Raw genomic sequence first — 26,630 nt, 5'->3', positions numbered from 1 at the left:
ACGAGGGGGCGCGGGCGTGGAGCGTCGCGACATCGAGATCTTCCTGACCGTTGCCGAGGAGCTGCACTTCGGACGCACCGCGGAACGGCTGCGTGTCTCCACCGCCCGGGTCAGCCAGACCGTCAAGCAACTGGAGCGGCGCGTCGGCGTGCTGCTGTTCGAGCGGACCAGCCGCCGGGTCGCGCTGACGCCGGTGGGACAGCGCCTGTACGACGACATCCGCCCCGCCTACGACCAGATCGTCGAAGGGATACGGCGGGCCGAGACCGCCGGCCGCGCCGTCGACGGCCTGCTGCGCGTGGGATTCGTCGGAGCGCCCGGAGGTCCGTTCATTCTCGCCGTGGCGCAGTCGCTGCGGCGCCGGCACCCCGATGTCGAGGTGCGCATCCGCGAGGTGCAGTTCAGCGACGGCTACGTCCCGCTGCGCAGCGGCGAGATCGATGTCCTCCTGTGCTCCCGGCCCGTCGAGGAGCCCGATCTGACCGCCGGGCCGGTGCTCGTCCGCGAGCCTCACGTCCTGGCCGTCTCAGCCCGCCACCCCTTCGCCCGGCGTGCCTGCGTCTGCCTCGACGACCTTGCCCGCGACATCGTGCTGCGCTCGCCCCGCTCCGTCCCCGACTACTGGGACGAGCACCACATACCGTCACGCACCCCCGGCGGCCGTCCCGTCGAACGCGGCGAGAGCGTCGAGACCATTCAGGAACTCATCGCCCTGGTCGGCGCCGGACAAGGCATCTACCCCGCCCCCGCCCACGCCGCCGCCTACTACGCCCGCCCCGACGTGACCTACGTCCCGATCAGCGACGCCCCGCCGTACGAATGGGGTTTCGTATGGCGTCCTTCAGCCGCAACGGCCCGGCTCAGGGCCTTCCACGAGGCCGCGCTCACCCACGCCGACGGGAAACCCGACACGGGATGGGGCATCCCGTGACCTACCCGGCGCACTCGGCAAGCAGGCCTGCGCGGCCTGTCTCAGCCTGCTCTCAAGGTCTCTCCGCAAGGACTGAGGCTGCCTCAGCTCCTGAGCGGTTGTCAGACCCTCTCTTTACGGCCGGCGCATGAGAGCTACCGCAACCTTCGCCGTCAAAGCGTTCGTTCCTGCCGGGCTGAAGCCCGAGCCAGCCGTGTTCACGGCGCTGCCGGTCGGTGTTGCGACCATGGAGGAGCACTTCGAGGGGGAGGCAACCGGCCGCTCGGCGACGGCGCTGGCGGGATGGCTGTGGATGCTGACGGCACGCACCGCATCTGGTTCGACTACCAGCTCGGCTGAGCGGCGGGCTCCGGAACGGACTGCCCGACATCCGTTGGCCCTCCTTGCGCTGACCGGCTGGGTGCGACCTGCGGGCTGCCGTAGAGCTGAACGGCTCGTGGTGATACGGCGGAACACACAGCGGTTGCAGCTCGATGGGTTGTCAACAACCCACAGCCCGCAACCCGTCGGCGTACTCAGCTTGTCGTTTGTGGTCCGACGTGGAACGCGGCTCGAACTTGGTCAGCGCTCTCGCGGTCCAGCAGACGTGAAGGCGAACCCTCGTCTGGTCCTGTGCTCCGTCACAGAGTGGATCAGCACGAAGGCCGTGGTCGTGAGCCTGGAGCATCAGGGTGTCGGGCGGCATGCGTTGGCGGAATTGTCACACTTCCGGTCGGAGCTGTACGCGTGTCCGACCTCGCGGGGCGACGCGTTGTTCGAGTTCTGACCCGCCGGGCCGCATGTCTCGACCACCGCGGGCCGCTGCCCCTCGTCGAGGGCACCGTCATCCGCCTGGTCGTGGAGAAGCTCCCCAGCGGCGGGGTCAACAAGCCGGTCTGAACTATGGTGGTCGCGCGCGAGCGCCACCGAAGCGGAGGTCGACCGCTGGCCACCGATCTCCGCAGGCCCTGGGAGAAGCCGACCGAACCGAACAGACTGACGCCCGCCCGCGTGCGCAGAGGGTTCAGGAACCTGCACGCGAAGACCGGCTCACCAGCCGGTGCACCGAAACCGTCACGCCCCGGACCGGGCAGGCCGCCCGGCTCGAAGGACCGCTGCCCCGCCCACCAGGCAGAATGTGCGGCATGGTCAAAGAGGGGAACGACGGCTTCACGCTGCCGCGAGGGGCGACAGGTTTCTACCGGCCGAAGGACGGCCCTCCTCCCGAGACTGACCTGTCGGCGTTCCGCGCCGCTCTGTATGCCGCTGCCCGCGTCGCTGGAGGCGAAGTAGGTGAGGTGGAAGAACGGGCATACCCCCGGACCTTCCACACCGCAACGGTCGTCGGACGCGAAGGCGAGAACATCGTCCTGTGCCACGCCCACCACCCCTGGGTCGCCTTCGCCAAGGCGCGGCAGGACTGGTACGCAGAGGGCTTCCTCCCGCCGCCGCCGTGGGCTCACGCCTTCACCAACGCGGGCTTCACGGTCCTGAGCAGCGAACGACTCGCCACACCGCTCTCCGACGTGGACACCTCAGCGCTCACGCAGGACGAGTGGCTGGAGATCCGCTTCTATGGCATCACCACGTTGGGTGGAGTCCTCTTCAACGTGTGGGACTGACATACCGGCACGAATTGCCGTTGGGCGCCACCCGTAAATGCCGGCGCTTCCGCCGGAGGCAAAGGCGTCCGAGCGGTCGGTCGGGACTTGGATGCGGCGGTATCCCCACGAGGAGTTCTCGCGGGGGAGGCGCAGGGCAAGGGCGCGGATCGAGCGGATCGTGGCTGGGCGTCCACGCGGCTTCGGTACGCAGGTCGCAGCGTGGCGCCGTTCGAGCAGGTTGCGGTGCCGGCGCAGGACAGTTTCCGGACGCGGGGAGGGGCGCGATCGGCGTCGGTGAAGGCGGGCTTGCCGACCCGGCGTTGCAGGATCAGCAGCTGGTGCCGCAGAGCGGGGATCTCGATGTCCTTGTCGCGGTCGTTTATCGGCGGCAAGTGATCAGGGGCGTGAACTGGGCGGACGAGTTGTCGGCTCCCGCAGCGTCGTGCACGGCGTGATCGCCCGGTGGTGCACGCCCGTTGACGTGACGGGCTGTCGGCTGGCTCTATGGGAGCGCTCCCAGTACGGCTCCCCGGGCGCCCGTCGCCCGTCCCCTCACACCGTGGAGAAACCTTTGTCCCCCCGCACCCACCACCGTGGCAGGCTCGTCCGGCTGCTGGTCGCCTGCCTGCTCACCCTTCCGGCAGCCGCCGTGCTGGCGCCCGGCGCCGCCCATGCCGCGGATCCGCCGCCCACCGTCGTCTACCAGGCCGAGGACGCTGCCCTCGACGGCGTGACCGTGGGCACGTCCGTCCCCGGCTACCAGGGCACCGGATACGCGGAGGGCTTCGACACCGCCTCCGACAAGGTGACCTTCACCGTGCCGGAAAGCCCCGGAGGCCTCTACAGCCTCTCGATCCGCTATGACGGCCCGTACGGCGACAAGAAGACCAACCTCCTGGTCAACGACGCGGGGGTCGGCGAGATCTCGCTCCCCGGCACCACCGACTGGACGGACGCCGCCGCGGGCAACGTCCTGCTCAAGGCCGGGAACAACACCGTGACCGTCGTTAACGACTGGGGGTGGTACCTGATCGACTCGATCTCGCTCACCCCGGCCCCGCCCCGCCCGCCGCACCAGGTCACCGGCGAGCTGACCGACCCGCAGGCCACGCCCGAGGCGAAGTCGCTCATGAAGTACCTGACCGCGCACTACGGCCAGGACATCCTCAGCGGCCAGCAGGGCGCCGCCGACGAGAGCTGGGTGGAGGACAGCGTCGGCAAGGCCCCGGCGATCGAGGGCCTGGACATGATGGACTACTCGCCCAGCCGGGTCGAACGCGGCGCCACGTCCACCGAGACGGAGAACGCCCTCGCCTGGGACGCCCGCGGCGGCATCGTCACCTTCTGCTGGCACTGGAACGCCCCCTCGGGCCTCATCGACCAGCCGGGCAAGGAGTGGTGGCGGGGCTTCTACACCGACTCGACGACCTTCGACCTCCAGGCGGCACTGGCCGATCCGTCCGGCACGGACTACCAGTTGCTGCTGCGCGACATCGACGCCATCGCGGTGCAGCTCGGTCGGCTCCAGGACGCCGGGGTGCCGGTGATCTGGCGGCCGCTGCACGAGGCCGAGGGCGGCTGGTTCTGGTGGGGCGCGAAGGGCCCGGAGCCCGCGAAGGCGCTCTACCGGCTCATGCACGACCGGCTGACCCGGGTGGACGGCATCCACAACCTTGTCTGGCAGTGGAATTCGGTGGATCCTGCCTGGTACCCGGGTGACGACGTGGTCGACATGGTCAGTGCCGACTCCTACCCGCAGGCCGGTGACCACGGGCCGGTCGCCTTGACCTACGACCACGAGCTGTCGCTCACGGGCGACACCAAGGTCGCCGCCCTGGCCGAGGTGGGCACGATTCCCGACCCCGACCTGCTGCGCGCCTACCAGGCCCAGTGGTCGTACTTCGTCGCCTGGTCGGGCTCCGAGCAGGACCCGGCGAGCAACGACCTCGACTTCCTCAAGCGGGTGTACGCCGACCCGTACGTCGTGACGCTCGACGAACTCGGCGACGTCAAGCACTACGGGGACTGCACGGCCACCTACGTCGTCACCGCGGACTGGGGCAACGCCTTCGTCGCGAACGTCACCGTCACGGCCGGGCCGAGGGACGTCAACGGCTGGGAGGTCAGCTGGGACTACGGCGGCGGCCAGCGGGCGGGCGGCGGCTGGAGCGCGACCCTCACCCAGCACGGCACCAGGGTCACCGCCACCAACGCCGACTACGACGGCCACCTCGCCGCGGGCGGCTCGACCACCTTCGGCTTCCTGGGCAGCTACAGCGGCAGCAACCCGCCGCCCACGCTTACCTGCACCGCCCGCTGAGCACACCGGTCGTCCTGGCCTCCGGCCCCGCCAAGAACCTGGGCGGGGCCGGCGCCCCGGCCGTACCCGCAGGTCAGCGGGTACGGCCGGCGCCGGTCGGCCTACGGGTCCATCCCGAAGTTCGGCCCCAGGATGTTCTCGTGGTCCTGCAGGGACTGTGTCAGGTTGCGGGCCTGCTGCTTCCAGGTGTCCTGGGCGATCCCGACCTTGACGCCGAGCCAGCCGAACAGGCTCGAGCCCGTCGTGTGCGCCTTCTGCGTCAGGTAGATCCCCTTCTTGTTGGACGAGATCGAGAACTTGATCTGTGAGCCGGGTTTGTCGAAATAGCCCTCGTTGGTCACGGTGAAGGTGAAGGAGGTCGGATCGTCCACGGACACCGTCACGTCCCCCGGGCCGCCGGCGATCCTGCCCAGCCCGTGCAGCATCGACTCGGCGGGGTGCAGGGTGCACTTCGCCCCGTCCGTGAATTTGCCGCAGCCGGTCACCTTGAACGGGAAGATCTCATGGGGGTGCCTCATGAAGAAGGCCATGATCCCCTTGGGGTCGCCGAGGCTGTTCGGCCCGATGTACTCCGTGGTCGTGTACGAGTAGCTCAGGCCCGACGTCTGCGCGGGGGGCGGGCTCCGGTATTCCTCAAGCTCCTTCTTGTAGCCGCCGTACACCCACTTGAGCCAGTTCTGGTACATGGCCGGGTAGCCGAGGTAGTACCCGTGGCCCGGGACCTGGCACAGGGTGTGGCAGCGCCGCTTGTCGCGGACCTCCCGCTGCTTCTTCAGGGACACGTCCGGGTTCTGGTTGACCTTGCTCGAACCGCACTCGGTGTGCACGCAGTCGCCCGCCTGCGTCGCCCAGGCGCTGCAGTCGCTGCCGCAGGCGTTGCCGTGCTCGTTGCAGCCCTCGTGGCCGTTGCGGCAGGTGTAGAGGCCGGTCGGGTCGCTCTGGCTGACGGGGTCGTTGCCCGCGTAGGCGTAGCCGTTGAGCGACTGCGGGTCGGTGCTGTCGAGTTCGGGGTCGACGGAGATGAACCGGCCGGTCACCGGGTCGTAGTCGCGGGCCCCGAGGTGGGTCAGCCCGGTGCCCGGGTCCTTGACGCCGCCGACGAAGCCCCGGTCACCGGACCAGCCGGCCGGCGCCGTACCGCGCAGGGCGCCGAAGGGGGTGGTCCGGCGCTGCTGGAGGGCCAGGCTCGCGCTGTCGATCTGGAGCTGGCCGGTGCCCTGGCTGTCGGCGATGAGGAAGTACACCGTGTTGTCGTCGGTGCGCATCGCCTGGTTGCCGTCGCCGAGGTCGTAGTAGCGGGTGGCGTGCGCGGTGGTCGCCCCCTTGGCCGCGGTGACCTCGGTGCCGCCGAGGTAGAGCGTGCTGCCGGTGCCCGTGCGGGCGATCAGCCGGTTGCCGTCGGCGTCGTAGACGTAGTCGGTGGTCTGCCCCGCGTCGGTGACCACCCGGGTGAGCCGGCCCTCGCTGTCCCACGTCAGGGTCTGCCCGGCGCCGTCGACCGTACGGGTGCCGGTGTCGCCGACCGCGTCGTAGGTGAAGGAGTCGACCGTCGTCCCGCCCGGTCCCGTGGTCGTGACCTGGCCGAGCGTGTGCGGCTGCGGCGCGGTGGGAGCGGGGTAGGTGTAGGTCCGGACGGTGTCCGGGGCCGGGTTCGCGCCGACGCTGTGGTCGGTCTCCTTGGTGCGGTCGCCGACCTTGTCGTAGCCGAAGGACTGCCAGTACGCGGCAGGCCCGCCGAGCACCTGGGCGGACGGGGTGGCGGCGCAGCCCGCCGTACCCTGCGCCCAGGCCTCCGTCAGCCGGCCCAGGGCGTCGTACTGGAAGCACTGGGCGTCGGTGCCGTCGCGGGAGACGTCCGTCGTCGAGGTGATGTTGCCCGCCGGGTCGTAGCCGTAGGTGGCGGACTTGTCGGTGCCGGGCACGTCCTGCCGGTCGACCCGGGAGTTGGACAGCCGCTGGGTGCCCCACTCGAAGGTGTTGGTGACCTGGACCGTCTTCTGTCCGGCCGCCTGGAAGGTGTACTGCAGTACCTGACCGGTGTAGCTGTACGCGGTGTCCGTGGTGTAGGTGGCGCCGCCGGAGCCGGACACCGTCACGGGCCGCAGCGCCTCGTCGTAGGTCGGGGTGACCGCCTCCGCGGGCAGGCTGCCCGCCGCGGGGTAGCCGACGGACTGGGTGGTGCCGTCCGCGTTGTACTGGACGTTGCTCTGGTAGGAGCCGGCCAGCGCACCCTCCGCGGCCGGGATCGTCGTCGTGGTGCGGTGAGCCCGGTAGAGGTTGTCGTACAGGCTGTACGTCACGGTGTACGCCGAGCCCGTGGCGCCGCCGACGTAGCGGGTGGCCGAGGCCGGCTGGCCCTTGAAGCCGGCGGGGTCCCACACGTGCTTGGTCAGCAGCGGCCCGTTCGCGGCGCCGTCGTGGGTCTCGGTCTCGCGGCCGAGCCCGTCCCGGACGTGGTAGATGCTCTGCGCGCGCTGGTCGGTCGTGGAGACCACCTGGTTGCGGTCGTCGTAGACCGTGGTGGTCGTGCCCTTGTCGGGGTCGACCGCGCTGGTCTGGTTGCCGCGCTGGTCGTAGCCGTACGTCCAGGTGGTGCCGGCCGGGTCGGTGATCTCGGTGAGCCGGTCGGCGCCGTCGTAGTCGTACAGCGTTGTGTCGTACGGCCCGGTGGCCGTCGGGGCGTGGTACTGGTCCAGCTCGCGGGTGTTGCCGCGGGCGTCGGTGACCGTGGTGGTCGGCGTGCCGCCCTGCGGCGGGGTGACCGTGGTGCGGTCGCCGCCGTAGGCGGTGGTGGTGGTCGCCAGGACCGTGCCGCCGTCGCTGTTGCCCGCGACCTGCCGGCTCTGGGTGATCCGGCCCATCCCGTCGTAGGTGTTCCAGACCTGCGTCTGCACCGACAGCGCGTCGTCCAGCGTGTACAGGGCGGTGGAGGGCGCCTTGGCCGCGTAGTAGGAGGAGAAGGTCTTGGCGACCAGGCCGCGGGGGTCGTAGAAGGTGTCGGAGACCAGCATGCCGCCCTTCGGACCGGGCGCCTGGGCCTGCCGCACCCGCAGGAATCCGTCGAAGAGGGCGTAGGCGGTCCGGGTGCCGGTGCCGGCCTGGGTGGTGGTGCCCACCGCGGAGGGCTTGCCGTCGGTGATCGTGTAGGAGTACGCGTAGTCGGGCGTCTGGTTGTTGGCCTTGGAACGGTCGGGCAGCCAGACCTTGAGCTTGCGGCCCAGCGCGTCGTACGTGGTGTCGGTGCGCTTGCCGTTGGTGTCGACGACGGTGACCGGCATCCGGCGGACCGGGTCCAGGGTCGTCGTGGTGGTCTGGGCGGTGGTCAGGTCGCCCACGGTGGCCGGCGGCGTGGTGACCGTCGTCGTCTTCGGGAAGCCGGTCGCCGGGGCGTAGGTCGTGGTGGTCACCCGGCCGTCGGTACGGTCGGTGCGCTGGGGTGCGCCGGTCACGGTGGCGGTGACGGTGCCGGTCACGTCGGTGGACGAGACCTGGCGGCCGTAGTCGTCGTAGGCGGCGCCGGCCTCCAGGTAGGTGGCGGTGGTGCCGTTGTGGGACTTCAGCGTCGCCACCCGGGTGGCGTCACCGGCCGTCGGCACCGCGCCGTAGGCGTGGCCGTCGTAGGCGGTGCGGAGGTCGGACAGGACGTCCTTGGTGTAGTCGGGTGTGGCCTTGCAGTGCACCGCGACCGCCTGGACCCGCGAGGGGGAGTCCAGGATCCAGGAGGTGGGGTTGTCCACGTAGCTGGTCGTGGTGCAGCGGTCGTCCGCGGTGGTGGACACGTCGCCGTGGTCGTCGACGGTCAGGACGCGGCCCGCGGTGTTCTCGAAGGTGCGGCCGACGTCGGTGATCCGCCACGAGGAGCCGGCGCCGCCGTCCAGCGAGGTCCAGGAGCGGGTGTCGGCGGTCCCGGTCAGGTTCGCCGCGATGGTTCCCCAGCTGCGGGTGACCGAGCCGGTCTCGTGGTGCCAGGGGGTGTTGACGGTCTTGTCGAGCACCTTGCCGCCGGGTCCGGAGTAGTGCTCCGTCCGGTACTCGAATCCCGACAGCGAGTCGTGGTCGGTGATGGTGCCGCCGTTGTCGTCGGAGACGCTCACGCTGCGCTTGCCGCTGGTGGTCTTGTCGGCGTCCATGCCGCGCAGGTAGTAGTGGTCGGTCTGCGTGAGCATGCCGACCGGGTCCTGGCCGCCGGTCCGTACCAGTACGTGCGCGTAGCCGCGGAAGGTGGACCAGGTCTTGTACTTCTCCTTGGTGATGCCGTCGTCGGAGTCGTAGTGCCAGGCGGGCGTGCCGAGGTAGTCGTACGTCGTGACCTCGTCGGGCGAGGTGCGCGTGCGGTCGGTCTGGACGACCTTGGTGACGACGTACTTGTTGAACCACTGCCGGCTGGGGTTCTCGGCCCCCTGCACGGTGACGTACTGCGGGAAGCACAGGGTGCCGTTGGAGTCCGGCGTCGGCAGGTGGGCGGCGTCGCAGACGGCGGTGGAGTAGGTGACGTCGGTCTGCGCGCCGGACTCGTCGTCGACGGTGGCGACGCGCTCCTTGATGAAGGGCGAGGTGTTGTCGCCGGGGATGTCCAGCCGGTTGGTGCGCTGGTCGTAGCCGAAGGTGACCTTGGGCGTGCTGAGGTCCGGGGCGCCCTCGGGGGTGTCGGCCTTGCCGGTGTGCTGGACGGACGCCAGCTCCAGCTGGTAATCGATGTCGGCCATGCCCCACTGCTGGGCCATGGTCCAGGTGTCCACCGGGGTGTAGCCGCCGGCGGCGGTGAGCACCTGCGAGGTGACTCCGGTCAGGCGCTTGCGGGTCCAGAAGGACGGCTGGAAGGCGTAGCAGTCACCGGTGGACTTGCAGTTCAGGTCCCACGGCGTGTCGTACCAGGGGGTGGCGGCGGTCTCGATCTTCGCGGCGTCGCAGGCGCCCGCGGTGGTGGACAGGCAGCGCTCGGCGCTGGCGAACTGGAACTGGGCCAGCGCCTTGGCCGAGTAGACCGCCGAGGACTTCAGCCCGTAGTCGATGTGGTCGAGGGTGCCGCCGCGGACGTAGACGGTCGGGTCGGACGCGGTCCTGTCGCGGCCGTAGTAGTTGGTCTCCTTGTCGTAGTAGTAGGCGATGGCGTTGTTGTGCAGGTCGACCGAGTAGTCGAGGTTCCACCGCCAGCCCTGCTGGCACCAGGAGGTGGCGAAGGTGGAGCCGTGGCAGGGCTCGTCGGCGTTGTTGCCGTAGACCGGCACGGTCCATGCCGAGTTCGTGGTCGCCTTGCCGCTCGCCCAGCCGGGCAGCTTGTTGTAGCCGAAGTAGTACTGGGTGCCGTCGGTGGTGGTCACCCGCCAGTACTCGTCGTTGCGGGCGCCGTTGGAGCGCACGTCGGTGCTGCTGCCGTAGACCCGGTCGACCTTCGTGCCGTCGTCGCCCTTGATCCGGAAGCTGTTGGTGCCGGTGGACACCAGCTGGCCCGAGTGGCCGCCGAAGGAGATGTTCGCGTTGTCGTACGCCCAGCACAGGTCGTCGACCTTGTTGCCGGAGGAGTCCTTGACGCCTTCGTCGCCGCAGGGCTTGTAGCTGCGCTCGATGAAGCCGGGGGACATGTCGAAGCCGTCGCCCACCCAGGACGCCTGGTTGTTGGTGCTGCTGGTGCGGCCGTCGACGGACCCGGAGTCGTAGCTCAGGCTCACGTCCGGGGCGAAGCTGCCGGGGACGTCCGGTGCGGGCATGTCGTAGGACCAGGTGAACGTACCGGTGTTCAGCCCCACGTCCCAGGACGACGAGGGCGACAGCGACGTGGCGGCGTAGTCGCCGTGGTCGCTGGAGGTGCCGGCGACCGCCGCGAGCACCATCGGCGCGCTGCCGGAGGCGGATGCCAGGGACAGCGCGTCGGCGGTCAGGGTGTGGCGGGCCGCGTCGTTCGCGGTGCGGACCGGGGCCGGCGTGCTGCACGAGGCCTGCGCCGGGGTGGTCAGCGCGCAGGCCGGCAGCCGCACCAGGTGCAGCCGGGCCGCGTAGGCGCCTCCGTAGGTCCGGGCGTAGGCGCTGTCGTCGACCTGTACGCCCACGGTGCCGCCGCCGGCTCCGGCGCCCGGTGCCACGGTGAAGAGCAGGCCGTCCACGCCGGCCGCCTGCGCGGTCCGCCGGTCGAGGACGCGGACGGTCGCGGCGCCGGTCAGCGGGGCGACCGTACCGGCCGCGGTGACGCCCCGGCTCGTGGCCGCTCCCGCGGCGGGGACGGTCAGGGTCACCGGGAGGTTCCCCGCGCGGACCGCCGCTGCCCCGGCATGCGCGGCCGGGAGCGTGACGGTGGCGCTGCCCGGCCGGTCCCAGTCGGTGTCCTGCTGCGCCACGGGGTGGTGTGCGAGGCCGTCATCGGCCCGCTTCAGCCCGGTACTTCCCGAGTGCCCGGCCATCGGCACGCCGGGGGACGGCCGGGCTGCCGCGCCGTGCGTCCGGGCACCGGCGGGGTCCGCCTGGGCCGCCGGCACGGCCACCGCCTGCAGCATGCCGGCCATCAGCGCTCCGCCGGTGAGCAGCGCGGCCGCGCCCCGCAGTCTTCTCGATGGCATCCGTCTCTTGGTCACGCCTGTCCCGCCCCCATCATCCTTCGACGTCTTCTGCGTCACGCCATGCGTGCGCGGGCGGCGCGCGATGCCCGCGCGCCGCCCAGGTGATGCCACCGGGTCAGGGCCCGGCGGTGGTGTCCAGATCCGACCCGCTGGCCAGCGCCGCGATCTGGGTGTCGGAGGCCACGCCGCCGAAGGCCCAGACGTCGTCGATCACTCCGGGCCAGAACTCGCCCCAGGTGGTCGCGCCGGTCTTGATACGGCCCAGTTGCAGGCCGTAGGTCGCGTCGAACGGCAGCACGGAGGAGTTCCACGACACCGATTCGGTGCACGACGCGTCGTCGGGAGTGCCGTCGTCGTCGCTGTCGGCGCACAGGGCCGCCTGCAACTGGCCGTTGACGTACAGCCGTGTCTGCCCGGCCATCAGGTCGTAGACCACCGCGATGTGGTCCCAGGCCCCGTTGTCCTGGAAGCTGGTGTGGGACGCGGTCGAGACGACGGCGGTGGCGCTGTCGTCCTTGGCCGTCGTCAGTTGCCAGCTGCCGGCGTCGGCCGGATCGGCGGAGTCGGGTACGTAGCGCACCGCGAATCCGTTGGCGGTCTTGCCGGACGCGCTCAGCACCGTCACCGGCTTGGTCGGCCGCGCCGGCGTCGAGACCCACGCGCTGACGGTGTAGCTGCTGTCGGTGTGGATCGGTGTAGCGGTGGTGGACGCGTAGCCGTTCGACGTGCCGTCGAGCACCAGCGATCCGGTGCCCACCATGCTGTCGGCGCCGGTGGCGTCGATCCGCGCGCCGCTGCCGAGGGTCAGCGGGTGCCGGTCCGCCGCCGAGGCCAGCGCGTCGGGGGAGACCTGCGGGCTGCCCGTGGCGGTGTCCAGCCGCCACCGGCCCTCGACCTGGAGCTGGTTGTGGAAGAGCGCCGCGGCCTCCGGTGCCGACAGGGCCCGGTCGTACATCTGGACGTCGTCGATCATTCCGGGGAAGAAGGCGCTCGGGGCGCCGTCGTAGGACCCGGCGCCGATCTGGGTGGCGCCGCCGCCGTAGAAGGGTGCGGCGAACTTGGTCGTCGCCACCCACAGGCCGTTGACGTACAGCCGCATGTCGTCGGTGTTCGCGTCGTACGAACCGAGCAGCTGCGTCCAGACGCCGGCCGGTGAACGGGTGGTGTCGCCCTGGGCGGCCCGCACGATGCCGGCCGTGTCGGAGTCCGCGGTGTAGGCGTCGAACGACCAGCCGTAGGTGGCCGAGTAGTACAGCTCGAAGCCCGGCCGGTGGACTCCGGCCTGGGTGGCGATGATGGCGGCCTGGGACGGTTTGGACGACAGTTTCGCCCATGCCACCACGGAGTAGCTGTTCCGGTTCTCGATGTGCGAGGACGTGGTGGACGCGTAGCCGCTGGTCCCGTCGAAGGTCAGCGCGCCGTCCTGCGCCCCGGCGCCGCCGGCGGTGACCCCGCCGTGGAAGACGGCGGGCTCGGTGTCCGCCCGTCCGTGCAGCTGGGTGGTCGCCGTACCGTCGTCCTGCGTGGCCGGCTCGTCCAGCGGGAAGACCGCCCGAGCCTCGCGCCCGGTCCCGATGGGCGCGCCCTCGGCCAGACGCGCCACGTCAGCGGCCACCAGGGCCTTGTCGTAGATCCTGACGTCGTCGATCGTGCCGGGGAAGTACGATCCCGGTCCCCCCGAGTAGCGGCCCGCGCCGATCTGGAGCCCGCGCCGGGCGTCCCACGCCGTCGTGTAGCTCGTGGTCCCCGCCAGCGTCCCGTTGACGTACAGCGACAGCAGGTGGGTGCTCGTGCTGTAGGACCCCGCCAGGTGGTACCACTGGCCGGCCACCACTCCGCCCGCGGTGGCGGACATCGCCCGCACCGGGACGGCCGTGGCCGTGTCGTCGCTGTACTGGTTGAACACCCAGCGGTCGTAGCCCTTCGAGTAGTACAGCTCGAAGCCCGGCGCCTGGTTGCCCGGCTGGGCGGCCACCACCGCCGCGGCGGTCGGCATCCGGTCGAGTCTGACCCAGGCCGACACCGTCATGCTCTTGTCGGTGTGCACGGTCGGGATGTCGGACGCCAGGTAGGAGCCGGTCCCGTCGAAGCCGACCGCGGTACCCGTCCTGCCCTCCACGCCGAGGGTCGGGGAGCCCACCATGTCCAGGGTCCGGTCGCCGGCGGTGCCCGCGGCCTGCGTCGCGCCGGCCGTGTCGTCCAGCTTCCACTCCGCGCGGGCGGGCTGGCCCTCCTTGACGCGGAACTGGTACTTCTCCGGCTCGCTGCCGTTGCCGGCGCTGTCGAAGCTCTGCGCGTAGACGAAGTTGGTGCCGGCCCGCGTCGGCCGGAACTTCACCGTCTTCGCCGCACCGCCCGAGGTGGTCAGTGTGTGGCCGCTGTCGCACACCGGCTCCGCGTCGATGCCGTAGCAGTACTTGACGACGTCCGTGGAGACCGAGTCGAACGTGAAGCTCCCGTCCCTGCCGACACCGTCGTACGACGGGTCGTCCGGGTCGCTGTCCACGACCGCCGGGTAGTCACCGGAGGTGATCACCGGGCCGGCCGGCACGCTGGTGTCGTACACCCAGTAGCAGTTGGTCGCGGAGCCGGTGGACGACCACGGCGAGTAGCTGTAGTACGTGCCCTGGTCGTAGTCGACCGCACGCGCCTGCCAGGCGATCGTCTGGCCCTTCGGGATCGTCTTGCCGGACAGGGCCGCCGTGAGCTGTGTGGAGAAGCTGGACCCCGATTTCTTCGGCCCGATCCTGGCCGAGGTCCACTTGGTGCTCAGACCCTTGCCGTCCTTGGCGTCCCACGCCACGGCGAACTGCACGCTCACCTGGTCGCCGTCGGGGTCGGTGACGTCGCTCGCGCTGATGGTCGGCAGGGTGCGGATGCGCACCGGTGACGACGGGCCGTGGCACGAGCTGCCGGGGCTCATCGACAGGTGGGACATGGGGATCTGCCGGGGCGGCATGTTGTAGTGCACGCGCAGGTACGCGTCGTCCGTGAACCGCTTCCAGCTGTACTTGTCGCCCTCGCTGGTGGCCCTCAGCCCGAAGGTGGTGGTCGTGTAGTTGTGCGACGCCGCGTACTTCATGCCGGCGGTGGCGTTGAACTCCACGTCGGAGGACTTGCAGCTGGAGGAGAAGCCGTGCGCCTCGTTCTTGGTGTCCAGCAGGTCCAGCCAGTTGTCGGACGAGGAGTTCCACGTCGTACCCGAGGTGAATCCCTTCGTCCGCCACAGCTCGATCTTGCTCGCGTCGCACGACGCGGACCACACCTCGTGCCCGATGAAGGTGGCGCTCACGATCGTCTTGCCGGCGAACTTCGAGGTGGGGAAGGAGTAGAACAGCCGCTTGACGTCGTAGGGAGCGCAGTAGTTCCAGGCGCAGTCGCCGACGCCGGAGTCCCCGTCGCCGTTGAAGCGGTGCTGCGGGCTGGATGCCCAGTACTTCGACACCATCGTCCAGTCCCCCGCCTTGGGGGTGTACGTCTGGGGGTCGATGTACAGCGGGAAGGAGACGGCCGCGCCGGAGAGCAGGGCCGGGTCGGGTGTCAGCGTCAGCCGCGTGTCGTCCCTGTCGACCGCGACGCCGATGGGGGCGACCTTCGAGGTGTCGGTCGGGCCCTGCGCCGGGTCGTCCGCGGTGGCGGCCCCGGTGCCCTCGTCGGCGGTCCGCGCGGTCTTCGCACTGTCGGCCGTCCCCGCCGCGGCGCCGGCGCCGGAGTCCCACATGATCGGCTGCGGCGCGGCGAAGACCTCGCCGCCGCCCGCGGTGTCGGTGGCGGTCAGGCCGCCCTCCGCGGTGCGCGAGACGTCCAGGCCGGTCGCCTCGACCCCGAACGTCAGCTTCGCCAGCGCCGGGTTCTTCGCGGCCGCGGCGGTCTTGACCACCACCAGTTCGTGGAATCCGTCGACATCCGCGCGCACCTGGAGGTCGACGTCCGGCAGCACGTTGCCGTACGTGGCCGTGTCACCGCTGAGCGTCGGGGCTGGCAGCGCCGACGGCCAGGTGTACGACAGCTTCCGGCCGTCCTGGTCGAGCGTCACCAGCGGGGCGGAACCGCCGCCCGACAACGTCATGCCGACCGACGCCACCGCGGGTGCGATGCTGCCGTCCGGCTGCTCGACCAGGGTGTTGTCGAGCGTCTTCCAGCCACCGCCGACACGCGCCCGCACCGGGCGCAGGTGCTGGTCGGTCTCCATGCCTCCGTCCGGCGTGGCGTAGGTCTCGCTGGACTCCGTCCGCAGCGAGCTGATCTCCACGTTCTGGCCGGCGTCGGCGGCCTGGGCCGCAGCCGCGCTCTGCGTCAGCGCGGTGCGGCCGCTCCGGGCGTCGCCCTTCTTCGCGGGCTGCGCCTGTGCGACGGGCTGCGCCCCCTTGGCGCCGTGCGCCGGTGACACCGCGGCGGCCTGCCCGGCGGCCGTGAGACCGGCCGCGACGACCACGGTCGCGACCGCCCCCGTCAGTAGCCGAACCCGACGCGAACGCGCGCGTCTACCCCCACCCGAATCCATGACCCCCCCGGAACATGAGCGCATCCGCGAGCGTCGCGGCGCGCGAGATATTTCGAGGACCGTAGATCACCGTGCATACGCCAGGCAAGTGACTGAGCCCGAACGGCCTTTTTAGCAAAGCTTTATGATGATCTGTCACCTCGATCTCCCTACATACCGGTTACTGACCTTCGCGGGGTGGTGGCGGATAACCGAGGTCAAACCGGCGTATTGCTTCCCGGAAAGGGTCCTTCCGGGATTGACGTCCGGTCACGCCGAGGCGGCCTGGAGGAGGGTTTCGGCTGCGGTCGTACGGGCGTAGAGGACGGAGCGTCCGACGCGGTGGGCGCTGACCAGGCCCGCGTCCCGCAGCGCGGTGAGGTATTGGGACACCCCGGCCGTGGAGAGCCCGGTCCGGTGGGCCAGCTGCGTGGTGGAGGCCGGGATTTCCAGCTCGGTCAGCAGCAGGGTCCGCGAACGGCCGAGTACGGCGGAGAGGGTGTCGGCCCGGGTGGCGGGACGCGCCGTCCACAGGGAGCCGATTCCGCGTGCCTGATACGCGAGTTGGGGCGGGTCCGGGGGCGCCGTGCGGGTCCGCAGCCCCGGTCCGGAGAAGGCGGAGGGGATCAGCAGCAGCCCTGTGCCGGCTGTCGTGCGGGCCAGCGGCTGCTTGCGGCAGTCCATCCGCAGCGCGTTGCCGTGCCAGTTCAGCGAGGTGTGCAGGTCGTTGAGGAGGTGACCGGTGCCGTGCTCGGCGGCCAGGCGGGCCCGGTGGAGGATGTCCGCGTCGAGGATTGCCCGGATTCGTGCCCAGTAGGGGGCCAGCGCCACCTCCCAGTACATCTCGATCTCTTCGGCGACCTTGGCCAGAAGGCTCTGCGGGTCGGCATGCAGTGCCCGCAGCCGGGGGCCGAGGTTCCCCTGGTGGCGGGCCAGGTGGTCGAGGTCCTGGCGTACCCGCTCGGCGGGTGAGGCCCGGATCGCGTCCCGCTCTGCCGCCGGGGTGGGAGCCGGTCCGGCGGGGGCCGGGTTGAGGAAGTCGGGGACGTAGCCGGGGGTGGGCGGGATCAGCTCGCAGAGCCATCCCCGGTCCAGCCCGGCGGCCACCATACGCGGGCGAACCTGGTCAGCCCAGGGCTGGTGAATCGGATGTGCGGTGCCGTACCGAAGCAGCCGGAAGCTGGGGGCGACCTCCCACAACGGTGACACGGCGAACCGCACCTGCGCCAGATCGCTTGTCGAGAACGCCAGCTCTGCCAGGGCAATCACTCCTCAAAAGATTCAGGCATATATGAATCAATGGCGGGTCGGCCTACGGTGTGGAGATCATCCCGCCATGACCTCACAGACGATCACCGCGGCGGCATCGGGTACCTGGATGCTCGGCGACATGACGGTCAACCGAATCGGTTTCGGCACGATGCGTTTGACGCAGCACGGCGAGGCATTCGCGGCCGATTGTGTCCCACGCGACCGTGAGCAGGCGATTAGCGTGCTGCGCCGCGCGGTCGAACTCGGAGTGAACCACATCGATACCGCTGCGTTCTACTTCTCGGCGCTGCGCTCGGCCAACGAGCTGATCAACCAGGCGCTGAGCCCTTACCCGGACGATCTCGTCATCACCACCAAGGTCGGCCCCGGCCGCGATCCCTCCGGCCGCTGGCTGCCGCACGCCACGCCGGACCAACTGCGCGGCCAGGTCGAGGAGAACCTGCGCCAGCTCGGCCGCGACCACCTCGACGTGGTGAACCTTCGCATCGTCGGCGACGATTCCATCGCCGAACGCTGGGGCGCGCTCGCGGAACTGCGCGAGGCCGGACTCGTCCGCCACCTCGGCCTGTCCAACGTCCGCCCGCACCACCTCGCCGAGGCCCGGACCATCGCACCGGTGGTCTGCGTCCAGAACGTGTACGGCCTCGGCGCATCAGCCGAGCAGAGGGAGCTGCTGCGCATCTGCGGTGAGCAGGGCATCGCGTTCGTGCCGTTCTACGCGATCGCCGGCACCGGACGCACCGCCGGCTTGACCACCGACCACAGCCCGGAAGTGCACGCCGTCGCGCGCGCCCTGGGTGCGACCACAGCCCAGATCCGGCTGGCGTGGACCCTCCACCAGGGCGCGCACGTCCTGGCCATCCCCGGCACCGGCGACCTCGACCACCTTGCCCAGAACGTCGCCGTCGGCGGCCTGCACCTGTCGGAGGACCAGCTCACCGCCCTGGACGCCCTTCCCCAGCAGGAGGCCGTGTGAGGAGGACTCGCGAACTCCCGGGCGGTGGTCGGCCCGGTCGACGTCGCGCACCTCGAGGTTGCCGTACGGTCCCGCTTCCGCTGCCGTGCGGGGACCCAATACGGTGACCGAGGCCACGGCCGTTTCGAGCGCACTGGCCTTTTGCGAGCGGAGGACCTGGTGGGCGAAGAGGCAGGCGCGCTACCGCAGCTCCGGCTGGACGAGCTGCTGGAGGAGCTGCAGGTCCGTATCGACGCGGTGCGCGGCACCCGTGACCGGGTGCACAGCCTGCTGGAGGCGGTGCTGTCGGTGGGCGGGGAGCTGGACCTCGCCCAGGTGCTGCGGCGGATCGTGGAGGCCGCGGTGGCGCTGGTCGACGCGCGGTACGGCGCTCTCGGCGTCATCGAGGGGAACCGGCTCTCGCAGTTCCTCACCAGCGGCATCTCGGACGAGCAGGCGCGGGCCATCGGCCCGCTGCCGTCCGGCCACGGCATTCTCGGCGAGCTGATCCGGCACCCGGAGCCGCTGCGGCTGACGGAGATCTCCGACCACCCCGCCTCGTACGGGTTCCCGTCCGGCCACCCGCCGATGCACTCCTTCCTCGGCGTGCCCATACGCGTGCGTGACGAGGTGTTCGGGAACATCTACCTCACCGAGAAACGCGGCGGCGCCCAGTTCGACGGCGAGGACGAGACCGTCCTGCGCACGCTCGCGGTGGCCGCCGGCGTGGCCATCGAGAACGCCCGCCTCTACACCGCCGCCCGCGACCGGCAGCAGTGGCTGGAGGCCAACGCGCAGATCGTGGGCGACCTGCTGTCGGGGTCCGACGAGCAGGCCGTGCTGCGGGGCATCGTCGAACTGGCCGGCCGCATCCTGCACGCCGACCTCGGTGTGATCGCCCTGCCCGTGGGGGAGAGCACGGACCTGCAGGTGGTCATCGCGGTCGGGGTGGCCGCCGACGACCACCGCGGCCTGGTGCTGCCCGCGCGGGGCTCCTTCATGGGGGCCGCGCTGGCCGCAGGGGGGTCCATCTCCACCGGCGAGATCCGCAAGGACCCCCGGGTCACGGTGGGGCCCCCGCGCTGGCGGGGGCTCGGGCCGGTGGTGGCCGTGCCGATGCTGGCCGAGGAACGGGCGCGCGGTGTGCTGCTGCTGGCCCGCGCCGAGCAGGCCCCGCCGTTCACCGAGGACGAGATCGCCCCGCTGGCAGCCTTCGCCGGGCAGGCCGCCCTGGCCATGGAGCTGGCCGAGCGCCGCAGGAGCGCCGAGCAGGTCGCGCTGCTGAAGGACCGCGACCGCATCGCCCGCGACCTCCACGATCTCGCCATCCAGCGCCTCTTCGCCACCGGGATGACGCTGCAGAGCTCCCTGCGCTTCGTCGACCACCCGGAGGCGAACGAGCGCATCATGCGGGCGGTGGACGACCTCGACGAGACCATCAAGATCATCCGCTCGACCATCTTCGGCCTCCGGGCCAAGGAGGCGGACCGCAAGCGGCTGAGCCTGCGCGCACGCGCCGTCACCGCCGTGGAGTCGGCGGCCGGCACCCTCGGCTTCACACCGTCCCTGCGGATGGAAGGCCTGATCGACACCGACGTGCCGCAGACCGTGGCCGAGGACGTGGTCGCGGTACTGGAGGAAGCCCTGTCCAACGCCGCCCGCCATGCGGGCGCCTCGGCGGTCGAGGTCTCGCTGATCGTCTCCTCCGGCGGGCTCGCCGTGACCGTGACGGACAACGGCGTCGGCCTGCCCGAGCAGGGCCGCCGCAGCGGCCTGCGCAACCTCGCCGAACGCGCCCGGAACCTCGGCGGCGACATGACCGCGGCCGCCCGCCCGGAAGGCGGCACCCAACTGGCCTGGCGAGTGCCGCTCCCACCCGCGCAGGTGCCGGGCCAGGGCATGCCGGGTACGCCGGCGGCGGGACGGTACGGCCCCGCGGGGCCGTGACCGGGGCGGGCGGGCATCCGCACGTGGCGGTGCCGCCGCGCGGGTCGCGCAGCGGCCGGCCGGGCGCCGGGGCCCCGGGCGGCAGGCCGGCCGGCCCCGTGGTCAGCGCCGGCCGGTTCCTGACTCGGACGGCGGCGCGCTGTTCGACGCGATGACGGCGGCCTGCACCCTGCGTTCCACACCGAGCTTGGCCAGCAGCCGCGAGACGTTGTTCTTCACGGTCTTCTCCGACAGGTACAGCTGCTTGCCGATCTGGCGGTTGGTCAGGCCGTCGCCGATGAGCGCCAGGATCTCGCGCTCCCGCGGGGAGAGGGCCGCGAGCGCGTCCGGTTCGGAGTCCGCGCCGGAATGCTCGTCCCGCAGACTGCTCATCAGGCGGGCCGTGGTGGCCGGGTCGAGCAGCGACTGGCCCGACGCGACCGTCCGTACCGCCGAGACCAGATCCGAACCCTTGATCTGCTTCAGTACGTAACCCGCGGCACCCGCCATGATCGCATCGAGCAGGGCGTCGTCGTCGTCGAACGACGTCAGCATCAGGCACGCGAGCGAGGGCATTGCCGAACGCAGCTCCCGGCACACCGAGATGCCGTCGCCGTCGGGCAGGCGGATGTCGAGCACGGCGACGTCCGGACGCAACGCGGGACCCCGGGCCAGGGCGTGGCCCGCCGAGTCGGCCTCGCCGATCACCTCGATGTCGGACTCCGCGTCCAGCAGGTCGTGGACGCCGCGGCGCACCACCTCGTGGTCGTCGACCAGGAAGACCCGGATCGGGGACTCCGCCGAGAACCGCGGCACCTCACTCATGACCATCCCTCACCTGCCGTCCGCCCGGCCCCGTGCCGCGCTGGGCCTCCGATCATCGCGCGCGCGTCCGTCCGGCACCAGGGCCGAACGGACCCGCCCGCAGGCCGCTCGGACCCCAGGACCCGCAGCGGGGGCCGCCGGCCTCAGAGCTTGTGCGACCGTTCGCCGGCGACGCCGTGCGCGGACGAGGAGCCCGCGCGCGGTGTGGAGTCGTCGAGCCGGCCGGTGAGGCGGTTGTCGACGGCGACGACGCCGTCGATCCGCGCGGTCGCGCTGCCCGCGACGGACACCTCGCTCCGGCGTTCCAACTCGCCTTCCAGCGTCACCACACCGTCCTCGACCCGCACGTCCACTGCCTGCGGAGTCAGCCACAGGGTGTTGACCACCACCTCCTTGACGACCTCCTCGCGGATGTCGGCGTCGGGGCGGAGGAAGACCTGGAGCAGGTCGCGCCTGGTGACGATTCCGACCAGGCGCTCCTCCTCGTCGAGGACAGGAAGGCGCTCGACCCCGTGCTCGGCCATGGTGCGGGCGCAGAAGGCGATCGAGTCGTCCGCGTGGACGGTCACCGGCGGGGTGGACATCAGCCGGCCGGCCGTCAGCGCCTCGGCCCCGGCCTCGGCCGCCATGCGCCGGGACGCCGGCCCCCGGAGCCGCCGGTGCCACGGCGTGGCCGCGCGGTCCCGGGTCCGGCGGGCCGCCAGGTCCGATTCCGAGACGACACCGACGACCTTCTCGTCGTCGTCGACGACGGGAAGCCCACTGATCCGATGCCACGCCAGCAAGCTCGCGACCTGCTTGAACGAGGTCCCCTCCGCGACCCGGACGACGTCGCTCGTCATGACGTTTCCTACCTTGCGGTGCTTCACGATGTGCCTCCTGTGAGATGCGGACCGAGCGCTCGGCGCGGACGGCGAGGGCCGGTGGTGGAGCGGAACTCCCGGTGGGCGGTGGGCGGTGGGCCGTCCGGTCGGTGCGGCCGAGCCCGGCGCTCACCCGCACCGGACCCGTACGGGACTCTCCTCCGGGCAGAGCCCAGCGCACCCGGGTCCAGGACGGGGTCCCGTAGGTCGCGTCGGTGTCCTCGGCCAGTACCGCTGTCACGGGACACCGGTCGTGCCGCTGGTGCGCGTACCGCACCTCCGCGCCCCTGGCGACGCACAGACCCGTCAGGGCGGCGCCGATCACGGCGGCCGCGCCGAGCGCGAGGAGAGCCCAGCCCTCCACCAGGTACGAACGGCCACGCAGCGGGTTGCGCCGAAACCGCCAGAGCACCGTGCTGCGCTTCGTGGTCGGTCCCTCCCTTTCGGTTCCGGGGCGGACAGCCGGCCGCCGCTTTCACCATCCCGGGTGGGACCCGAGGCCGCGGAGAGGCGAACGGCCCTGCCGGGAGGGCGGATCGGGCCGTGCACGCCGTGCGCAACGGCCCTGCCGCCACCCGGGAGGGAGCCCCAGGATCGGTTCGGAAACCGGTGGGTGAAGGGAGCAGCCATGAGTGCGCCACGTGTGCTCGTCGGGATCGACGGGTCGGTGTCGTCCTTCGACGCCCTGGACGTGGCAGCCGCCGAGGCGCGGCTGCGTACCGCCGGACTCGAAGTGGTCACCTGCGCCGACGATCCGGACGAAACCGGCCCGGTTCTGCGGGCCGCGGCGGCACGGGTGGCCCGGCGCCACCCCGGGACCCCCGTGACCACCGTCTCGGCCGTCGGCGATCCGGCCGACGTACTCGCCGAGCGGGGCGGCGGCGCCGCCCTCACCGTCGTCGGCAGCCGCGACGTCAGCGGCATCGCAGGGCTGTTACTGCACTCGGTGAGCCGGCGGCTGGCGGCACGGACCTCCGGGCCACTGCTCGTCGTGCGTGGTGCGGACACCCGGCCGGCATCGGGACGGCACCGCGCCGGCACTCTGCTGCTCGAACTGGAAGGCGACGCCGACGCGGACGCGGCGCTGTTCGCCTTCGAGGAGGCGCAACTGCGCGGCGCGCGACTGGACATCGTGCGCGCCCGGACCCACCGGAGGGCTCCGCTCGACGTCGCGCTGATCGCGGCGACCGCGGAGGCGGAGATGGTCGTGATCGGCACCCACCCGTCGCGCGGCAGGTCCGGCCCCGAACCGGACCCGGTCGCCGTCGCGTTGCTGCGCCGTGCGCACTGTCCGGTGGCGATCGTCCCGGCCTCCGCCGGAGCGGGCCGGGCGCGCGGGTAGGGGCCACGGAGCGAGGGTCCGGTGACCCTGACGACCGCGCCCCCTCCCACGTCCTGCGGGGCCCGCCAGGCACGTCCGGCGGGCCCCGCAGCGTGCGGGGCCCGCCACCGAGGAGCAGCAGCCCGAGCCCAACCAGCCCCGGCAGCAGGGCCGTTCGGCCCCGCGGCTCGGGCCGTGGGCCCCCAGCGCCCACGCACCCGCGCGCAGGACAGTAATGCCGTACCGAACAGCAACCCACCGACCAGGGAGTCACCATGGCCGCCCACGACCACACCCCCCACCGCACCGGCTTCCACCTGCCCACCTGGAGCAGGGCATCCGCCAGCAGCGTGAGCGACGCGGCGACCACCACCACAGGTTCCACCGTGGCCGCACGGTCGCTCGCCGCCGTGCGCATCGCGACCGGCTTCATCTTCCTGTGGGCGTTCCTCGACAAGGCCTTCGGCTGGCACTACGCCACCGGCTCCGGCAAGGGATGGATCGACGGCGGCTCGCCCACCAAGGGCTTCCTGACCGGCGTCTCCGCCGGACCGCTCCAGTCCTTCTTCCACGACATCGCCGGCAAGGGCTGGACCGACACCCTCTTCATGCTCGCCCTGCTCGGCATCGGCGTGGCCCTCACCACCGGCATCGCACTGCGCGTCACAGCAGCCGCCGGCACCGTGCTGATGGCCATGATGTGGGCCGCCGAATGGCCGCCCGCCCAGCACCTGACCGGCGGCGCCCCGAGCATGTCGTCCAACCCGATCGTGGACTACCACGTCGTCTACGCCCTCGCGATGATCCTCTTCGCCCTCACCGCGGCAGGCACCACCTGGGGACTCGGCCGGCTGTGGGAACAGCTCCCCGTCATCCGCCGGAACCCCTGGCTCCGGTAACGCCGCCCACCTCCCCAGCGCGGGGCACCGCCCACCGGGCGGTGCCCCGTTTCGCGTCACCCTCCGCCGCAGTCGGACCTGACAGCAGGCCGGTGAGGTCCGGCAGGACTGCGCTTCCGCGCGGGGAACAAAGCGAGCTTGGGGGAGCCCCCCGCTCCGGCGGCAACTACCCTGCGGGGCCCGTCTGCCGGGCTGAGCGGCGATCTGGTGCTCGTTGAGGGGGCCGCCGGGGAATGCTGTGGCGGACGCGATGCTTTGCCGCGGGGTTTCCACGGGCAAGTGCGGTGGTACGCATGTACGAGTCCGTTGACCACGTCGTGGCGCCGGGTGTGTCCGCGGGGGAGGGGCGGGGGCGGGGGGATCGATTCGTCCGGGGGGCTCGGAGCCGAGCGCATCTCCGGCCGCTGTAGACGTACGGCCGCGCCGGGCGCTCGGCGCGCCCTTCGCGCGCTGCCACCTTCTCCGGTGGCCCGGCGTGTCACCGGCCGTCCACGGCGCGCCGGCCGACCCCCGGCCTTCACCGTGCCGTCGGTGGCCGCCGTCCCCCCGGGGCGTCCTGGCCCATTGCGTGGTGAAGCGTTTCTCCTAGAAGGAGTCTGAGTGAGCCGTCGACAGGACAGTTCCGTACCCACCGACTTCGCCGCGACCTCTTCCCGTCATGGCGCAGCGTCCGGCGACCGGTCGGCCACCCGGCTGTCAGGTGCGGGCGAGACCTCGGGTACCGCGGTGAGCCGGCGCGGGATGCTGCTGCGCGGCGGACTCGCCACCGCCGCGGGCGTCGGTGCGCTCACCGTGCTGAGCGAGCAGCAGGCGGCCGCTGCCTCCGCCGGTGTGGTCGGCATCTACAACCCGTTCGACTACGGGGCGGTGGGTGACGGTTCCCACGACGACACGTCCGCCGTCCAGGCGGCGCTGACCGCAGCCAGGGGCGACGGCGGCCAGATCGTGCTGATTCCCGGCGGGTACACCTACAAGCTGACCCGCACGCTGCACGTCTACAACGGGACCACGGTCGTCGCGTACGGAGCGCATCTGTTCTGGGGTGCCACGGCCGGCGGGTCGCTGATGAACGACGAGGGCGACATCGCCAGCCCTCCGAACTACTCGGGTTACACGAATCACCGGGATGTGTCGATATCGGGTGGTACGTGGGACGGGAAGGGCGTCGCGACCCAGGGGTTCACGATCAATCACGGGCGCAACTACGTGATTCGTGACGTGATCCTACGAAACCTGACGACTTACCACGCGATCGACATCCAGGGCATGCAGCACGTGCGGATCGAGAACTGCCGCTTCGAGGGCTACACCCAGGGCGGCAGTACCTTCCTCCGCGGTGCGATCCAGATCGACACCGGCGACGAGACGGGCGACGCGAACCCGTGCGCCGACATCACGATCCGCAACTGCTACGCCGGGGCGTCGGACGAGTCGGGGGGCTGGGGAGGACTGGTCGACTGCCACACCGTGGGCAGCCAACCGCACCACCAGATCCGTGTCCTCGACAACGTCGCCGAGGGCGTCCTGGACATGGCGATCCGCGCCTGCTCCTGGACCGAGTCGATCATCGAGGGCAACGTCATCACCGACGCGGGCGGCCACGGCATCTACGCCGGGCTGGGAGAGAGCACCAGCGGGTCCCGGCTCGTCATCCGTGACAACATCATCAAGAATCCCGGCGCCGGCGGCATCCGCGTCGACCCGTACACCCACCTCTCCCCGCCCCACCCCGCGGTCAGCACCGGAAGCTGGTCGTACGTCGACATCGAGGGCAACCAGGTCTACGGGTCGTCCTCCAACGGAATCTACGTCGCGTCCTGCCTGGTCGGCAGCATCTCGGACAACGAGATCATCAAGGTGCAGACCCCGGGAAACCACTGCATCCAGGCGGGCGAGATCACGGCGGGGAGCGCGTTCGGGGTCCAGTCCCTGACCGTGAAGGACAACCGGATGTACTCGACGGTCACCGCCGCGGTCCGGCTCAGCGGGGCCTACGGGTGCCAGGTGACCGGCAACAAGATCATGGGTACGACGTTCACGCACGCGTTCTCGTGCGGGGACGCGCAGCGCACGGTCATCTCCCAGAACGACTGCACCAGCAGCGTCCCCGGCGACACGGGCAGCGGCCTGACCACCTCGACATGGCTGACCGTCACCGCCGCCAGCACCCTCGCCCTGGCCGCACCACGGGGCCGCGCCGTCCCGTTCGACGCCTACACCGCCGCACCGGCATCGTGCGGCGACAACTTCCTGGACGGTGTGGCACCCGCGGTCCCGGCAGTCACCACCGCCGGAACGGTCCAGATCACCCCGAGCGCGCCGTCCACTCCCACCGTGGCGACCGTGACCTTCCCCGCCGGTCTGTTCACCACCGCCCCGGTCGTCGTCGCCACAGCCGAGACCACCCTCCCCGGCAACCAGATCACAGGAGTCGGCATCGGCACCCGCTCCGCAACCTCGGTCGACATCTGGCTGACCTCCACGTCGACCACCCAGACGACGGTGGCCTGGCAGGCAACCGGCTCCTGACATCGCGTCACGCAGCTCTCCCAGGCCGAGCCCGCCCGGGGCGCCCTGACACCATCGTCCTGGGCGCCGGCGCGAATGTCGCTGGCTGCTGCCGCTGACCGGTGACTAAGGCCGTGACCTTGGCGGATGGCGTGTCGGCACCCTCATGCGTCCGTGGCTGGAGTGGACCGAG

14 protein-coding genes and 1 pseudogene are annotated in these 26,630 nt (G+C 71.2%); 10 read left to right on the top strand and 5 right to left on the bottom strand.

Going from position 1 to position 26,630, the window contains the following annotated elements; all coding sequences use genetic code 11:
- Positions 1-16: 16 nt before the first annotated feature.
- The 5 genes and pseudogenes from ACWERV_RS13310 (at position 17) to ACWERV_RS13290 (ending at position 4,834) form a co-directional block, all read left to right on the top strand.
- A complete protein-coding gene (locus ACWERV_RS13310) occupies positions 17-931 on the top strand; it encodes a LysR family transcriptional regulator (RefSeq protein ID WP_452932346.1) in 915 nt (304 codons plus the stop codon).
- Positions 932-1,657: 726 nt separating this feature from the next.
- A complete protein-coding gene (locus ACWERV_RS13305; protein WP_452932343.1) occupies positions 1,658-1,810 on the top strand; it encodes a hypothetical protein in 153 nt (50 codons plus the stop codon).
- A gap of 39 nt (positions 1,811-1,849) precedes the next feature.
- Positions 1,850-2,203: pseudogene (locus tag ACWERV_RS13300) on the top strand (hypothetical protein); the annotation flags it as partial.
- Between the two features lie 5 nt (positions 2,204-2,208).
- Positions 2,209-2,532 carry a hypothetical protein gene (locus ACWERV_RS13295; protein WP_452932341.1) on the top strand — a complete coding sequence of 108 codons (324 nt, stop codon included), beginning with the start codon at positions 2,209-2,211 and terminating at the stop codon, positions 2,530-2,532.
- 541 nt (positions 2,533-3,073) lie between these two features.
- On the top strand, positions 3,074-4,834 hold the full coding sequence (locus tag ACWERV_RS13290; protein ID WP_452932338.1) for a glycosyl hydrolase: 1,761 nt from the start codon (positions 3,074-3,076) through the stop codon (positions 4,832-4,834).
- A gap of 101 nt (positions 4,835-4,935) precedes the next feature.
- Here the strand turns inward: ACWERV_RS13290 and ACWERV_RS13285 are convergent, their stop codons facing one another.
- The 3 genes from ACWERV_RS13285 to ACWERV_RS13275 all read right to left on the bottom strand — a co-directional run bounded on the left by ACWERV_RS13285 (position 4,936) and on the right by ACWERV_RS13275 (position 16,978).
- Positions 4,936-11,385, bottom strand: a complete 6,450-nt coding sequence (locus tag ACWERV_RS13285) for an RHS repeat domain-containing protein (RefSeq protein WP_452932335.1) — start codon at positions 11,383-11,385, stop codon at positions 4,936-4,938.
- A gap of 115 nt (positions 11,386-11,500) precedes the next feature.
- Positions 11,501-15,820, bottom strand: coding sequence for a LamG-like jellyroll fold domain-containing protein (locus ACWERV_RS13280; RefSeq protein WP_452932333.1), 4,320 nt, complete (start codon positions 15,818-15,820; stop codon positions 11,501-11,503).
- Between the two features lie 318 nt (positions 15,821-16,138).
- Positions 16,139-16,978, bottom strand: coding sequence for an ArsR/SmtB family transcription factor (locus tag ACWERV_RS13275; protein ID WP_452932330.1), 840 nt, complete (start codon positions 16,976-16,978; stop codon positions 16,139-16,141).
- A 226-nt stretch (positions 16,979-17,204) separates the two neighbouring features.
- On the opposite strand from ACWERV_RS13275, the gene ACWERV_RS13270 reads away from it, so the two are divergent.
- Complete coding sequence (locus ACWERV_RS13270) at positions 17,205-18,116, top strand: oxidoreductase (protein WP_452932328.1); 912 nt, start codon at positions 17,205-17,207, stop codon at positions 18,114-18,116.
- A 159-nt stretch (positions 18,117-18,275) separates the two neighbouring features.
- Complete coding sequence (locus ACWERV_RS13265) at positions 18,276-20,042, top strand: GAF domain-containing protein (protein ID WP_452932325.1); 1,767 nt, start codon at positions 18,276-18,278, stop codon at positions 20,040-20,042.
- A 102-nt stretch (positions 20,043-20,144) separates the two neighbouring features.
- Here ACWERV_RS13265 and ACWERV_RS13260 read toward each other — a convergent pair whose 3' ends face one another.
- Positions 20,145-20,846 carry a response regulator gene (locus ACWERV_RS13260; protein WP_452932322.1) on the bottom strand — a complete coding sequence of 234 codons (702 nt, stop codon included), beginning with the start codon at positions 20,844-20,846 and terminating at the stop codon, positions 20,145-20,147.
- 143 nt (positions 20,847-20,989) lie between these two features.
- Positions 20,990-21,715 (bottom strand): CBS domain-containing protein, encoded by a 726-nt coding sequence (locus ACWERV_RS13255; RefSeq protein WP_452932320.1) that lies wholly within the window; start codon positions 21,713-21,715, stop codon positions 20,990-20,992.
- 622 nt (positions 21,716-22,337) lie between these two features.
- Here ACWERV_RS13255 and ACWERV_RS13250 point away from each other — a divergent pair.
- From ACWERV_RS13250 to ACWERV_RS13240, 3 genes are all read left to right on the top strand, one after another.
- Positions 22,338-23,051, top strand: coding sequence for a universal stress protein (locus ACWERV_RS13250; protein ID WP_452932317.1), 714 nt, complete (start codon positions 22,338-22,340; stop codon positions 23,049-23,051).
- 254 nt (positions 23,052-23,305) lie between these two features.
- A complete protein-coding gene (locus ACWERV_RS13245; protein WP_452932314.1) occupies positions 23,306-23,929 on the top strand; it encodes a hypothetical protein in 624 nt (207 codons plus the stop codon).
- A 600-nt stretch (positions 23,930-24,529) separates the two neighbouring features.
- Positions 24,530-26,458 (top strand): right-handed parallel beta-helix repeat-containing protein, encoded by a 1,929-nt coding sequence (locus tag ACWERV_RS13240; RefSeq protein WP_452932311.1) that lies wholly within the window; start codon positions 24,530-24,532, stop codon positions 26,456-26,458.
- The last annotated feature ends 172 nt before the right edge of the window (positions 26,459-26,630 follow it).

Source organism: Streptomyces sp. NPDC004031 (assembly GCF_053604375.1).
The sequence above is the reverse complement of the archived record's forward strand: the minus strand, read 5'-3'. Positions and strand labels throughout refer to the sequence as shown.

Bases quoted from the DNA above. Each gene is read 5' to 3' on its own strand.
- ACWERV_RS13275 (WP_452932330.1), bottom strand. From the start codon at position 16,978: ATGGTGGCCGCCGGGCTGGACCGGGGATGGCTCTGCGAGCTGATCCCG.
- ACWERV_RS13245 (WP_452932314.1), top strand. From the start codon at position 23,306: ATGGCCGCCCACGACCACACCCCCCACCGCACCGGCTTCCACCTGCCC.
- ACWERV_RS13270 (WP_452932328.1), top strand. From the start codon at position 17,205: ATGACCTCACAGACGATCACCGCGGCGGCATCGGGTACCTGGATGCTC.
- ACWERV_RS13285 (WP_452932335.1), bottom strand. From the start codon at position 11,385: ATGCCATCGAGAAGACTGCGGGGCGCGGCCGCGCTGCTCACCGGCGGA.
- ACWERV_RS13250 (WP_452932317.1), top strand. From the start codon at position 22,338: ATGAGTGCGCCACGTGTGCTCGTCGGGATCGACGGGTCGGTGTCGTCC.
- ACWERV_RS13260 (WP_452932322.1), bottom strand. From the start codon at position 20,846: ATGAGTGAGGTGCCGCGGTTCTCGGCGGAGTCCCCGATCCGGGTCTTC.